This window comes from Citrobacter cronae (assembly GCF_016893685.1).
Taxonomy (GTDB): Bacteria; Pseudomonadota; Gammaproteobacteria; order Enterobacterales; family Enterobacteriaceae; genus Citrobacter; species Citrobacter werkmanii.
This window is the reverse complement of the sequence record NZ_CP069763.1, coordinates 944039-957021: the sequence shown is the minus strand read 5'-3', so window position 1 is coordinate 957021 and position 12983 is coordinate 944039. Positions and strand designations below refer to the sequence as shown.

Genomic DNA, 12983 nt, shown 5'->3' with positions numbered 1-12983 from the left:
CAGACCACCATACCCAGCAGCAGACAACCTACCAGACCGCAGACGGAGATAATGGTCTCCAGCATTGACCATGACTTGATGGTCTCACCGATAGTCAGGTTGAAATACTCCTTGAACAGCCAGAAGCCAGGATCGTTCACGTGGGAGAAAATGACGGAGCCGGAACCGACTGCAATAACCATCAGCTCAGGGCTTACGCCGGTCGTCGCAATCAGCGGCGCCACTATCCCACCTGCGGTGATAGCTGCAACGGTTGCGGAACCCAGCGCGATACGCAGTACCGCAGCGATAGACCATGCCATCAGCAGCGGAGAAACGTTCGAGCCGTGCATCATTGAAGCGATGTATTTGTCCACGCCGCTATCAACCAGAACCTGTTTGAAGGCACCGCCACCACCGATGATCAACAGCATCATCGCGATGATTTTGATTGAGGACACCAGCGTGTCGTTAATCTGATCCATCGAACGTCCACGGTTCAGACCAAACGTGAACATCGCAATCAGCACCGCGATAAGCGTAGCCATGACCGGGTCGCCAAGGAATTCTGCAACCGTCAGGAAAGCATGACCTTTAGGCAGAATCATCTCCGCGACGGCGCGCATCGCCATCAGGATAACCGGAACCAAAGAGGTCCAGACGCTGACGCCAAAGCCTGGCATCTCTTCTTCGGTGAAGGTTTTTGCGCTGTACAAACCTTCCGGGATTGGCTTATCGATGCCTTTCAGGAAGCGCGCGTACACCGGACCGGCGAGAATAACGGTCGGGATGGCCAGAATCGTACCAAACAGCAGGGTTTTACCCATATCTGCGTGGAAAATGGTGGCGATAGCAGTCGGACCCGGGTGAGGCGGCAGGAAACCGTGCGTGACGGACAGCGCAGCAGCCATCGGGACACCAACGTACAGCAGCGGGATGTTTGCCGCCGCGGCAATCGTGAACACCAGCGGCAGCATCAGTACGAAGCCGACTTCGTAGAACAGGGCAAAACCGACGGTGAAACCGGTTAATACTACCGCCCACTGAATGTGTTTTTTGCCGAATTTAGCAATCAGCGTGGTGGCGATGCGCTGTGCGCCGCCGCAGTCCGCCAGCATTTTGCCCAACATGGCGCCAAAACCCATAATCAGGGCGAGGCTGCCAAGGGTTCCGCCGACGCCGGCTTTAATAGAACCGATGACTTTATCCAGCGGCATCCCTTGCATCAATCCGACAGCAAGCGCCACCAGGACGAGAGCGATGAAGCCGTTCATTTTGAAACGGATCATCAGGAGAAGTAACAAGATTACACCGATAGCAACGATGACTAATGGCATGATTTACCTGGCCTTTACTTTGTTATGGGTAACGTCAGTGTTTAGATGACAAATTCCGATTGTCCCGACCGGGAACCGAGTATTCACAGCACCAATGCTGATTACCGTCAAAACTAATTAGTTTAGCTGGCTGTTATGGGTGTGTTAGGTGCTGATATGAATGATACGGGTAACATGCGGCGCTTGAAAATCACCTGAGCAGGCAAAATTTAAATTATGAGAGGCGGGTCAAATTATAGCGGAGTTGTTGCAGGGGACATGCAGAGAAATGTAAGGGTGCAGGCCGGATAAAGCGTTTACGCTGCCATCCGGCATCAATGCCCGATGGCGACGCGGATGCGCCTGATCGGGCCTTGCAGGTCTGGTCGTTAGTAGTAAGAGTGCTCACCACGCTGGTGTTCGGTTAAATCGCGAACGCCTTTCAGTTCAGGGAATTCAGCCAGCAGCTGTTTCTCGATACCTTCTTTCAGCGTTACATCTACCATTGAACAGCCGTTACAGCCGCCGCCAAATTGCAGAATGGCGTAGCCTTCATCGGTGATCTCCATCAGAGAGACGCGGCCACCATGGCCTGCCAACTGTGGGTTGATCTGCGATTGCAGCATGTACTCTACGCGTTCCATCAGCGGCGCATCATCGGCAACTTTACGCATTTTGGCGTTTGGCGCTTTCAGCGTCAGCTGGGAGCCTAACTGGTCGGTAACGAAATCGATTTCTGCATCTTCCAGATACGGTGCGCTCAGTTCATCAACATATGCGGTCAGCAGGTCAAATTTAATGGCGGTGTCGGTTGCTTCCACGGCGTCGGGCGGGCAATAAGAAACGCCGCATTCAGCGTTAGGCGTGCCGGGATTAATCACAAATACGCGAATTTGTGTCCCTTCTTCCTGATTTGCCAGCAGTTTGGCAAAGTGCGCTTGTGCAGCATCGGAAATATGGATCATAGTAATGGCCTAATAGTTGACTATTTTACTTGGTTATAATACGCCCATCATCGAGGCTCTACAAGGTTCGACACAGGCACCATACCTGGACAGTCGCCGCGCCGTTGCGTAAAAGCAGCTGCGCGATTTCCGCGACGGTACTTCCGGTAGTGACGACATCATCCACAATAACCATATGGAGTCCCTGCACCGGCAATTCAAGGCGAAAGGCATTTTTCAGGTTACGTTTGCGTAATCTGGCGCTGAGATAGTGTTGTGTGGCGGTGGCCCGAACCCGTGTGATGGCCTGCCTGTCCCAGTCGCATCCAAGCCAGCGCGCCAAAGGGCGACACAGTAAATCACTCTGATTAAATCCTCTGCGCCAGTGTCGGCGTTGCCAGAGCGGGACGCTAACTATTCTGTCCGGCAGAGGAAGAGCGCTGACGCGCCGGGCCTGTAATACCTCCAGCAACAGTAAACGTGAAAGAGCACTGGCCATTTCGCTGCGGCGTGAAAACTTAAACTGGTGGATAAGTCCGCTCAGCGGAGGAATATAGTCGCTGACGGCGATCAGACGCTGCCACGGCGGGGGTTTTTGCAGGCAACGACCGCAGGGAAGCGAAGGATGTGCGGCAGGTAGTCCGCATTGAGGACACCGGCAGAGAGGCTGACGCGTTGCCCGCGTGCAAACCGAACAGATCCCCCAGTGCCCCAACGTCAACGGCATTCGGCATAGCCAGCACAATCCTGGTACTGTTAGCATAGATGCATCCTTTCAGGCTAAAAGAGAACAATAACTGATGAATGACATCTGGTGGCAGACCCAGGGTTCGGGAAATTGCCATCTTGTGCTGCTGCACGGATGGGGACTGAACGCGGAAGTATGGCATTGCATAAGTGAGGAACTGAGCTCGCATTTCACGCTGCATCTTGTCGACTTGCCGGGATTTGGTCGTAGCCAGGGATTCGGCGCAATGTCGTTGGAAGAGATGGCCGGGCGGGTATTAAAACAGGCGCCGGAGAAAGCCATCTGGCTCGGCTGGAGTCTCGGGGGGCTGGTCGCCAGTCAGGTGGCGTTAACGCATCCTGAGCGTGTTCAGGCGCTGGTTACCGTGGCATCCTCACCTTGTTTTAGCGCGCGCGACGAATGGCCGGGCATTAAGCCGGAAGTACTGGCCGGTTTCCAGCAACAGTTGAGCGAAGATTTCCAGCGGACGGTTGAGCGTTTTCTGGCCTTGCAAACGATGGGTACTGAAACCGCGCGTCAGGATGCGCGAGCGCTGAAGAAAACGGTGCTGGCATTACCCATGCCGGACGTCGAGGTGCTTAATGGCGGGCTGGAGATCCTGAAAACGGTCGATCTGCGTGAGCCGTTATGTTCTGTGGATATACCTTTTCTGCGGATGTACGGTTATCTTGATGGTTTGGTTCCGCGCAAAGTCGTCCCGATGCTGGATACCTTGTGGCCGCAAAGCGAGTCGTTGGTGTTTGCCAAAGCGGCGCATGCGCCGTTTATCTCACATCCGACGGAGTTCTGCTTAGTGCTGGTGGCGTTAAAACAGCGGCTATAAATCCGCTGTTTTGCCCGGTGGAATCATACTGCCGGGTTGGTGATTAATGGCTGCACGTAGCCAGATCCTCAGCGGTCAGGCCGGTGATTCTGCAGATGGTCAGCGGGTCTGTGCCATCAGCCTGCATGGTTGTTGCAATGCGCAGAGCTTCCTCTCGTTTGCCTTGTTGCAAACCCTCTCGTAACCCCTCTCGTAACCCTTTCCTGTGACCTTCCTGAAGACCATTAAGGTGCCCTTCCTGACGTAATCTTTCGGCAATAGTCATCAACTTTTCCTTATGTTGAGGTAAACGTTCGGCGACCTGGTGAATAAATTCGCTAAAACGCGCGGTGTCCCCGGCCTGCATCAGGTAATTAAACAGGGCTTTCAACTGGTTGTCATTAGCATGCCCTTTAACAAGCAGGATGGCGAGTTTTTCAACTAACCCCATCAAATCGCGTTTACGAATATGCTTTTGGATGAGCTCCAACAGCGCCATCCGGCGGTGCTGCATGATCTCGTCATCGGGCACAACGGTGATATCGACCAATGGAAATGCTGTGGCATAAAGTGGTCTGGCTGCCTCCAGGTCGTCAAATTCGTCCAGCCAGCAGAGTGAATATGGATATGGGCTGACGGTGCCATGATAAAAAAGTATGGGGATCACCAACGGTAGTTTCTTATGGCCCGCAGCCAAAATATGGTCTGGATGTTTGCTGCCATTTGTAGGCCGGATAAGCGTAGCGCCATCCGGCAGGAGCGGCAAACTAGCGCAAAGCCCACCACTCGCGCAGGCAGGCTTTACCTTCCGGGCAACTCTTGCAGCTTCCGGACAGACACCCATCGGCATCTTCCTGAATCCGCACCGCTTTGCCCATCTTTTCTAACTGATTCAGCATGGCGTCAATCATTGGCTGCGGGGTATGCAGCGTGTGGCTAATTTGCTTTGCCTCCAAACGCCCCCGCAGCGCCAGTAAATCACGAACCTGAATAAGCGATGCCATCGTTGACGACCTTAGTGGCAATCGCCAGTGGTACTGGAACAGCAGGAGCTAGCCGTTCTGTTGGTTGACAGCAGTGAGAGATCCACCCGGCTGCGGGCACGGCGCAGTAGACCCAGCAACACGATGTTAAACAGAATGACGGCTAAGATGCAGACCAGACTGTAAGTCGGATGCGCTTTGTAACTGACGGTCTGATAAAACAGCGTTGACAGTGAATAGGCGATGTTCAGGCCCCACAGGATCGAGAAGCCCATCCAACCACGGCTGGATTCACGTGCGATAGCCCCCATCACTGAAATGCACGGGACATACAGCAGCACGAAAATCAGGTAACTGTACGCGGCGGCGGCGCTGCCAAATTTCTCGCCCATCACGCCCATTGCGCCTGTAGCCATCTCGCCGTCGCCTTTGCTGGCTTCAATAGGGTTGGCCAGAACGCTCAGGCTGAAGGTGTCTTTCAGGCTTTGCCAGGTTTCATCCACCGCACTGAACAGCTCGTCACCGAGGTGGAAATCTGCCGGATTGAATTCTTCTTCCTGAATGTTTTCTGCGGTGTAAAGCGTGTTCAGCGTACCGACAACCACCTCTTTTGCCATCGCACCGGTGAACAGACCGACGGTTGCCTGCCAGTTATCTTCGTGGACGCCAATCGGCTTGAAGACTGGGGTGATGACGCGGCTGACGGAAGCCAGAGCAGAGTCGTTGATGTTATCGACGATTTTCCCGCTTAGCGAGAAGCTGTTAAAGGCGCTGAGGAAAATACTGACGATGATAATCACTTTACCGGCACGCAGCACGAAGCCTTTCAGACGTTGCCAGGTCTGAATAATCAGGCTCTTGATGTGCGGCACATGGTACACCGGCAGCTCCATGACGAACGGTGTTGCTTCGCCACGCATGATGGTGTGTTTGAGCATCAGGCCGGTCAGCACCGCCATGATGATACCCAGTACGTACAACGAGAAGACCGCCAGCGCGCCGTTCTGACCAAAGAAAGCCGCGGCAAAGACGGCGAAAATCGCCAGACGTGCGCCGCAGGACATAAACGGCGCCATCATGATGGTCATCAGACGTTCACGTGGCGCATCCAGCGTACGGGCGCCCATCACCGATGGTACGTTGCAGCCAAAGCCGACTATCAGCGGGACAAACGATTTGCCCGGCAGTCCCAGTGCCTGCATCAGACGGTCCATCACAAACGCAGCGCGCGCCATGTAACCGGAGTCTTCAAGGAAAGAGAGGAACAAGTACATCATGCCGATTTGCGGCACCAACGGCAGCACGGTGTTAATCCCGCCGCCAAGACCTTGCGCCAGGAAGATAGTGAGCCAGTCCGGGAAGTGCAGCGTATAGCCAATCCATTGAATACCATGAATAAACAGCGCCACGGAACCCACATCGAATAACGGCTGCAGTGCGCCGCCAATGTTAATGGCGAGCAGGAACATCAGGTACATCACGAACAGGAAAATCGGCAACCCGAGGAAGCGGTTAAGGACGATTTTATCCACCGCGGTGGTGAAACGGCTCGGCTCTGCCGTCAGGGTATTACTGACGGTATCGCAGATTGCGGCGATGCATTGGTAACGCGCATCGGCGATATGCAGCGCCGGATCGTCCATTGTTTCACTCAGACGCGCAATGGCGGCATCGAGGTTTTGCGCGGCCTCACCGGCGTAGGCACGGCTGTAGATATCGCCTTCCAGCATTTGCAGGCCCAGCCAGCGGCGTTGTTTTAGCGGCATATCTTTGGCCATCGCGTCAGCGAGGGAATCGGCTTCCTGCAGCAGCGGCTGGGCATAATGCACCAGTTCGACGGTGTCGTTTTCCTTGTAGCGATCGATCGCCAGCTTCAACGCTTCAATGCCGCGGGCGCGGGTGGAGACCAGCGGAACCACCGGGCAGCCAAGACGGGCGGAGAGGGCGTCGATATCGATACGGATTTGCTGTTTCTCAGCAATATCCAGCATGTTCAGAGCGACGATACAGGGAATGCCCAGCTCAAGCAGTTGCAACGTCAGGTAGAGGTTGCGCTCAAGGTTTGAGGCATCGACCACGTTGATCAGCAGATCCGCGTCGCCGCTTAAAATGTAGTGGCAGGCGATTTGCTCATCAAGAGAGGTCTGCGACGAGATTGTCGTCAGTGAATAGGTGCCGGGTAAGTCGACCAGCGTGACCTGATGGTCCGTCGTGGCGAAATGACCTTCTTTACGCTCAACGGTAACGCCAGCCCAGTTGCCTACACGCTGACGCGCGCCGGTGAGCTGGTTGAATAAGGTTGTCTTGCCGGAATTAGGATTACCAATTAAACCAATGGTTAGTTTTTTCATTTTTATAGACTCACTGTATTAACAGGACACCGCTTCCACTTCTAATAACGCCAAATCCTTTTTACGCAATACCAGACTTACGCGACGCGTTTCAATATGGATAGGATCGCCGAGCGGGGCGACGCGAACCACGTTGAAGGATGAGCCGGGTAGCATGCCAAGTGACAACAGTTTCTGACGATAAGCCGGGCTGATTTCACGGGCAAAACCGGTAATTTTCCACGCACTGTCAGGAGTGAATTGCATAGGGACCTACTTATATCTCGCTAACTGGGTGATTACCTCATGGGGCGACAGGGCGGCATGAGACCAGATGATTAGCCAACGTAAGGAAAGAGTAAATAATCAACAAACCAATGATAATGAGAATGGTTTCTATCATCAATAGAATAAGTGTGACGGAATGTACAATTAGATAATAATTTGAGCCAATTTTGATATTCCTCAATATTTATTCTGGTTGGGGACGAATGATTCGCGCTAGCAATTATTGAAATCCTTAATGTTTAATTAAGGTTTCATCTGTTAATGAAGTGATAAATATAATGAGGAAGAGAGAAGATAATATAGTAAATATGCCGGATACGGTATTTACACCGCTATCCGGCACATGGTTTAAACTTAGCGCTTTTTACCCATTGCCGCTGCCAGCGCATCCATCATGGCGCTGTTGCCCGCAGGCTGAGCGTCACGCCCACGAGGTTTCGCGGCTTTTGGAGCCGGGCGATTGCCCTGAGTACGATCGTTATTTCCACCACTGCGACGCGCGTTGGTTTCACCTGGCTGCTCATCCAGACGCATAGTCAGCGCGATACGCTTACGCTGCAGGTCTACCTCCAGCACTTTCACCTTCACAATATCGCCCGCTTTCACCACGGTGTGGGGATCTTCGACGAACTTATTCGACAGTGAAGAGATATGCACCAGACCATCCTGGTGTACGCCGATATCGACAAATGCGCCGAAGTTGGTGACGTTGGTGACGGCCCCTTCCAGAATCATCCCCGGTTGCAGATCGTTCATGGTTTCTACGCCATCAGCAAACTGTGCGGTTTTGAATTCAGGACGCGGGTCGCGACCCGGTTTTTCCAGCTCTTTGATGATGTCGGTGACGGTCGGTACCCCGAAGCGCTCGTCAGTAAAATCGGCGGCTTTCAGATTGCGCAGTTCGCTGCTGTTGCCCATCAGATCGCGCAGCGATTGCTCGGTGGCGGCCAGAATGCGTTCCACAATCGGATAGGCTTCCGGGTGAACGGTGGAGGCATCCAGCGGATTATCGCCGTGATTGATACGCAAGAAGCCCGCGCACTGTTCAAAGGCTTTAGGGCCCAGACGGCTGACTTTGAGCAGTTGCTGACGGTTCTGGAACTGGCCGTTCTCGTCACGCCAGGCCACGATGTTCTGCGCCATCATGCGCGTCAGGCCCGCCACGCGGGTCAGCAGCGGTACGGAGGCGGTGTTCAGATCCACGCCGACGGCGTTTACGCAGTCTTCCACTACCGCATCCAGCTTACGCGCCAGCTGCGTCTGGCTTACGTCGTGCTGATACTGGCCCACGCCGATAGATTTCGGATCGATTTTCACCAGCTCAGCCAGCGGATCCTGCAGACGACGGGCGATCGACACCGCCCCACGCAGCGAAACATCAAGGTCCGGGAACTCCAGCGCCGCCAGCTCAGAAGCGGAGTACACTGACGCGCCGGCTTCGCTGACGATTACTTTCTGCGCGGTGACTTGCGGGAACTGTTTCTGTACGTCGAGGAAGAAACGCTCGGTTTCGCGCGACGCCGTACCATTACCAATCGCCACCAGCTCAACGTTGTATTTTTCACACAACGCCGCAACGGCGATGGCGGCTTTGGCGGCCTGACCGGTATGTGGGTAAATGGTATCGGTAGCGACCAGTTTGCCGGTACCGTCAACCACAGCCACTTTTACCCCGGTACGCAGACCCGGATCGAGGCCCATTGTGGCGCGCAGTCCGGCTGGGGCGGCCATCAGCAGGTCATGCAGGTTGCGGGCAAAGACGTTAATCGCTTCATCTTCCGCACGTTCGCGCACGGTACCCATCAGCTCGGTTTCAAGGTGCATCAGCACTTTGATGCGCCACGTCCAGCTCACCACGCCTTTACGCCAGCTGTCGGCAGGTGCGTTATTCAGGCGCAGTCCCAGATGTTCCTGGATAATCTGCTCGCCGTGGCTCTCTTTTGGCGGCTCATCGAATTGCGGATCGGCATTCAATGAAAGCTGTAACATGCCTTCGTTACGCCCACGGAACATGGCCAGCGCGCGGTGGGATGGCACGGTAGAAATCGGTTCGTGGTGGTCGAAGTAGTCACGGAACTTCGCCCCTTCCTCTTCTTTACCGCTGACCACGGTAGAAACCAAATGCGCGTTTTTCCACAGGTAATCACGAACTTTTGCCAGCAGCGCGGCGTCTTCTGCGAAACGCTCCATCAGAATGTAGCGCGCGCCGTCGAGAGCGGCTTTGGTGTCCGCCACGCCGTTTTCGGCGTTGAGGTATTTGGCGGCTTCCGTTTCCGGGTCGTGGGAGGGTTCGTTCCACAGCAGGTCAGCCAGCGGCTCCAGCCCGGCTTCAATGGCGATTTGCCCACGGGTGCGGCGCTTGGGTTTGTACGGCAGATAGAGATCTTCGAGTTCGGTCTTACTTAACGTACCGTTGATCGCATTCGCCAGATCGTCGGTCAGTTTGCCTTGCTCGCCGATAGATTTCAGGATCGCCTGACGGCGGTCTTCCAGTTCACGCAGATATCCCAGACGGGTCTCCAGATTACGCAATTGCGTATCGTCCAGACCGCCGGTGATTTCCTTACGATAACGTGCGATAAACGGCACGGTGTTCCCTTCATCAAGCAGGCGAACGGCAGCTTCTACCTGTTCAGCACGAGCCTGAATTTCACCTGCGATAATGCGGCAGAAAGAATCATTCATCATGGATAGCTTCGTCTATAGGATAAAAAATCAGGGGATAGTTATACGGATTGACTGGCAAAAATGCCAGTCATCTACGGGGGCTTCGGATTGTTCCGGTCTCACTTCACGTATTCGATCTCGTTTACGTACCAACTGGCTTCGCCGCCTGGGGTGTTTACTACCGCGAGATCGCCGACCTCTTTTTTCAGCAGCGCCCGCGCCATTGGCGAATCGATAGAGATGTAATCTTTACGGCCGAAGATCTCATCGTAGCCGACAATGCGGAATTTGCGGATGTCGCCATCGTCATTTTCAATCTCGACCCATGCGCCAAAGAAGACTTTCCCTTCCTGTTGCGGGGAGTAATCGACGATTTTCAGATTTTCCATGCACTTGGTCAAATAACGAACGCGGCGGTCGATTTCGCGCAGGCGCTTTTTATTATACTGGTAGTCGGCATTTTCGCTGCGGTCGCCCAGACTTGCGGCCCAGGTGACCTTTTTGGTGACTTCCGGGCGCTCTTCACGCCAGAGATAATTCAGTTCTTGTTTGAGTTTTTCATACCCTTCACGGGTTATCAGGGGCGTTTTCATCTTATTGTTTTACCTTCAACTCTGTGATGATGCGCACAATTAGTATTACGTGAGCATATCAACAGAATAAATAATGTATTGCGAGAAACATTGTATACTTAAGCTGCTGTTTAATATGCTTTGTAACAATTTAGCCTGGAATTCATACCAGAATTCGCTGGTGACTCACGTGAGCTTTCTTAAGAATATACACTTAATTGTTGCGAACCTTTGGGAGTAATAACAATGCAAGAGAACTATAAGATTCTGGTGGTCGATGACGACATGCGCTTACGTGCGCTTCTGGAACGTTATCTGACCGAGCAGGGCTTCCAGGTTCGAAGCGTCGCAAACGCTGAGCAGATGGATCGTCTGCTGACCCGTGAGTCCTTCCACCTGATGGTGCTGGATTTAATGCTGCCGGGTGAAGACGGCCTGTCTATTTGCCGTCGCCTGCGCAGCCAAAGCAACCCGATGCCGATCATTATGGTGACCGCGAAGGGTGAAGAAGTTGATCGTATCGTAGGGCTGGAAATCGGCGCTGACGATTACATTCCGAAACCGTTTAACCCGCGTGAACTGCTGGCGCGTATTCGTGCCGTACTGCGTCGTCAGGCGAACGAACTGCCGGGCGCACCTTCTCAGGAAGAAGCGGTTATTGCCTTTGGTAAGTTCAAACTGAACCTCGGTACGCGTGAAATGTTCCGCGAAGATGAACCGATGCCGCTCACCAGCGGGGAATTTGCGGTACTGAAAGCGCTGGTAAGCCACCCGCGTGAGCCGCTGTCTCGCGACAAGCTGATGAACCTGGCTCGTGGTCGTGAATACTCGGCGATGGAACGTTCCATCGACGTACAGATTTCTCGTCTGCGCCGTATGGTGGAAGAAGATCCGGCGCATCCGCGTTATATCCAGACCGTATGGGGCCTGGGCTACGTTTTTGTTCCGGACGGTTCTAAAGCATGAGGCGAATGCGCTTCTCGCCACGAAGTTCGTTTGCCCGCACATTATTGCTCATCGTCACCTTGCTGTTTGCCAGCCTGGTGACGACTTACCTGGTCGTGCTGAACTTCGCGATTTTGCCGAGCCTCCAGCAGTTTAATAAGGTCCTGGCTTACGAAGTTCGTATGCTGATGACCGATAAACTGCAACTGGAGGACGGTACGCAACTGGTGGTGCCGCCCGCGTTCCGCCGGGAAATTTATCGTGAGTTGGGTATTTCCCTCTATTCCAACGAGGCCGCTGAAGAGGCCGGACTGCGTTGGGCGCAACACTATGAATTCTTAAGCCATCAGATGGCGCAGCAGCTGGGTGGCCCGACCGAAGTCCGCGTTGAGGTCAACAAAAGCTCGCCGGTCGTGTGGCTGAAAACCTGGCTGTCGCCCAATATCTGGGTACGTGTGCCGCTGACTGAAATCCATCAGGGTGATTTTTCGCCGCTGTTCCGCTATACGTTGGCGATCATGCTGCTGGCCATCGGCGGCGCATGGTTGTTTATTCGTATTCAGAACCGACCGCTGGTGGATCTTGAACATGCGGCGTTGCAGGTGGGGAAAGGTATTATTCCGCCGCCGTTGCGTGAGTATGGCGCTTCTGAGGTGCGTTCCGTTACCCGTGCCTTTAACCATATGGCGGCAGGCGTGAAGCAACTGGCCGATGACCGTACGCTGCTGATGGCGGGGGTGAGTCACGATCTACGTACTCCACTGACGCGTATCCGTCTGGCGACGGAAATGATGGGCGAGGAAGACGGTTATCTCGCAGAGTCCATCAATAAGGACATCGAAGAGTGTAACGCTATTATCGAGCAGTTTATCGATTACCTGCGTACCGGTCAGGAGATGCCGATGGAGATGGCGGATCTGAACTCGGTGTTAGGCGAAGTGGTCGCGGCGGAAAGCGGCTATGAGCGGGAAATTGAGACTGCGCTGCTGCCGGGCAACATTCAGGTGAAGATGCATCCGCTGTCGATCAAGCGTGCGGTTGCCAATATGGTGGTGAATGCCGCCCGCTATGGTAACGGTTGGATTAAGGTCAGTAGCGGTATGGAGCCGCATCGCGCCTGGTTCCAGGTGGAAGATGATGGTCCGGGCATCAAGCCGGAACAGCGTAAACATCTGTTCCAGCCGTTTGTCCGCGGCGATAGCGCGCGTAGTACCAGCGGTACGGGCCTGGGGCTGGCGATTGTGCAGCGTATTATCGATAACCATAACGGTATGCTGGAAATTGGCACCAGCGAGCGGGGTGGGTTGTCGATTCGCGCCTGGCTTCCGGTTCCCTTCACTCGTGCGCAGGGCACCACGAAAGACGCATAAGAAAGGGAGGCGAAATGCCTCCCTTTTTGTTGTTGTAGG

Annotated in this window: 10 protein-coding genes and 2 pseudogenes (1 of these 12 cut by a window edge); 3 read left to right on the top strand and 9 right to left on the bottom strand. The window is 54.1% G+C overall.

The features are described 5' to 3' along the window. From gntT to gntX, 3 genes and pseudogenes are all read right to left on the bottom strand, one after another. Nucleotides 1-1316: pseudogene (gene gntT, locus JSN25_RS04290) on the bottom strand (gluconate transporter); its annotated part reaches 41 nt to the left of the window's first position; the annotation flags it as partial. A 368-nt stretch (nt 1317-1684) separates the two neighbouring features. Then, complete coding sequence (gene nfuA, locus JSN25_RS04285) at nt 1685-2260, bottom strand: Fe-S biogenesis protein NfuA (protein WP_003023509.1); 576 nt, start codon at nt 2258-2260, stop codon at nt 1685-1687. Between the two features lie 58 nt (nt 2261-2318). Continuing rightward, complete coding sequence (gntX, locus tag JSN25_RS04280; RefSeq protein ID WP_085049013.1) at nt 2319-3002, bottom strand: DNA utilization protein GntX; 684 nt, start codon at nt 3000-3002, stop codon at nt 2319-2321. Between the two features lie 37 nt (nt 3003-3039). On the opposite strand from gntX, the gene bioH reads away from it, so the two are divergent. Next, complete coding sequence (gene bioH / locus JSN25_RS04275) at nt 3040-3810, top strand: pimeloyl-ACP methyl ester esterase BioH (RefSeq protein ID WP_085049012.1); 771 nt, start codon at nt 3040-3042, stop codon at nt 3808-3810. A gap of 43 nt (nt 3811-3853) precedes the next feature. Here the strand turns inward: bioH and JSN25_RS04270 are convergent. From JSN25_RS04270 to greB, 6 genes and pseudogenes are all read right to left on the bottom strand, one after another. Continuing rightward, nucleotides 3854-4486: pseudogene (locus JSN25_RS04270) on the bottom strand (Rpn family recombination-promoting nuclease/putative transposase); the annotation flags it as partial. A gap of 70 nt (nt 4487-4556) precedes the next feature. Beyond that, entirely contained in the window at nt 4557-4793 is a 237-nt protein-coding gene (feoC, locus tag JSN25_RS04265) for a [Fe-S]-dependent transcriptional repressor FeoC (protein WP_069323799.1), read from the bottom strand. A gap of 11 nt (nt 4794-4804) precedes the next feature. After that, entirely contained in the window at nt 4805-7123 is a 2319-nt protein-coding gene (gene feoB / locus JSN25_RS04260) for a Fe(2+) transporter permease subunit FeoB (RefSeq protein ID WP_038634892.1), read from the bottom strand. A gap of 18 nt (nt 7124-7141) precedes the next feature. After that, the gene (feoA, locus tag JSN25_RS04255; RefSeq protein WP_003023519.1) at nt 7142-7369 is read right to left on the bottom strand and encodes a ferrous iron transporter A; all 228 of its coding nucleotides are present in this window, start codon (nt 7367-7369) and stop codon (nt 7142-7144) included. Nucleotides 7370-7744: 375 nt separating this feature from the next. After that, nucleotides 7745-10078: a Tex family protein gene (locus JSN25_RS04250; RefSeq protein WP_204525465.1), complete on the bottom strand. Its 2334-nt coding sequence runs from the start codon at nt 10076-10078 to the stop codon at nt 7745-7747. 98 nt (nt 10079-10176) lie between these two features. Then, on the bottom strand, nt 10177-10650 hold the full coding sequence (gene greB, locus JSN25_RS04245) for a transcription elongation factor GreB (RefSeq protein WP_003023524.1): 474 nt from the start codon (nt 10648-10650) through the stop codon (nt 10177-10179). 225 nt (nt 10651-10875) lie between these two features. Between greB and ompR the strand changes: the two genes are divergently transcribed. Both ompR and envZ read left to right on the top strand, forming a co-directional pair. Then, the gene (gene ompR / locus JSN25_RS04240) at nt 10876-11595 is read left to right on the top strand and encodes an osmolarity response regulator transcription factor OmpR (protein WP_001157751.1); all 720 of its coding nucleotides are present in this window, start codon (nt 10876-10878) and stop codon (nt 11593-11595) included. Continuing rightward, complete coding sequence (gene envZ / locus JSN25_RS04235) at nt 11592-12944, top strand: two-component system sensor histidine kinase EnvZ (protein WP_042311918.1); 1353 nt, start codon at nt 11592-11594, stop codon at nt 12942-12944. Before ompR ends, envZ begins: the two co-directional genes overlap by 4 nt. Nucleotides 12945-12983 lie beyond the last annotated feature (39 nt).

Excerpts from the sequence above, each read along its gene's own strand:
- bioH (WP_085049012.1), top strand. The coding sequence starts at position 3,040 with ATGAATGACATCTGGTGGCAGACCCAGGGTTCGGGAAATTGCCATCTT.
- feoB (WP_038634892.1), bottom strand. The coding sequence starts at position 7,123 with ATGAAAAAACTAACCATTGGTTTAATTGGTAATCCTAATTCCGGCAAG.
- feoC (WP_069323799.1), bottom strand. The coding sequence starts at position 4,793 with ATGGCATCGCTTATTCAGGTTCGTGATTTACTGGCGCTGCGGGGGCGT.
- gntX (WP_085049013.1), bottom strand. The coding sequence starts at position 3,002 with ATGCTAACAGTACCAGGATTGTGCTGGCTATGCCGAATGCCGTTGACG.
- feoA (WP_003023519.1), bottom strand. The coding sequence starts at position 7,369 with ATGCAATTCACTCCTGACAGTGCGTGGAAAATTACCGGTTTTGCCCGT.
- greB (WP_003023524.1), bottom strand. The coding sequence starts at position 10,650 with ATGAAAACGCCCCTGATAACCCGTGAAGGGTATGAAAAACTCAAACAA.
- envZ (WP_042311918.1), top strand. The coding sequence starts at position 11,592 with ATGAGGCGAATGCGCTTCTCGCCACGAAGTTCGTTTGCCCGCACATTA.
- nfuA (WP_003023509.1), bottom strand. The coding sequence starts at position 2,260 with ATGATCCATATTTCCGATGCTGCACAAGCGCACTTTGCCAAACTGCTG.
- ompR (WP_001157751.1), top strand. The coding sequence starts at position 10,876 with ATGCAAGAGAACTATAAGATTCTGGTGGTCGATGACGACATGCGCTTA.
- JSN25_RS04250 (WP_204525465.1), bottom strand. The coding sequence starts at position 10,078 with ATGATGAATGATTCTTTCTGCCGCATTATCGCAGGTGAAATTCAGGCT.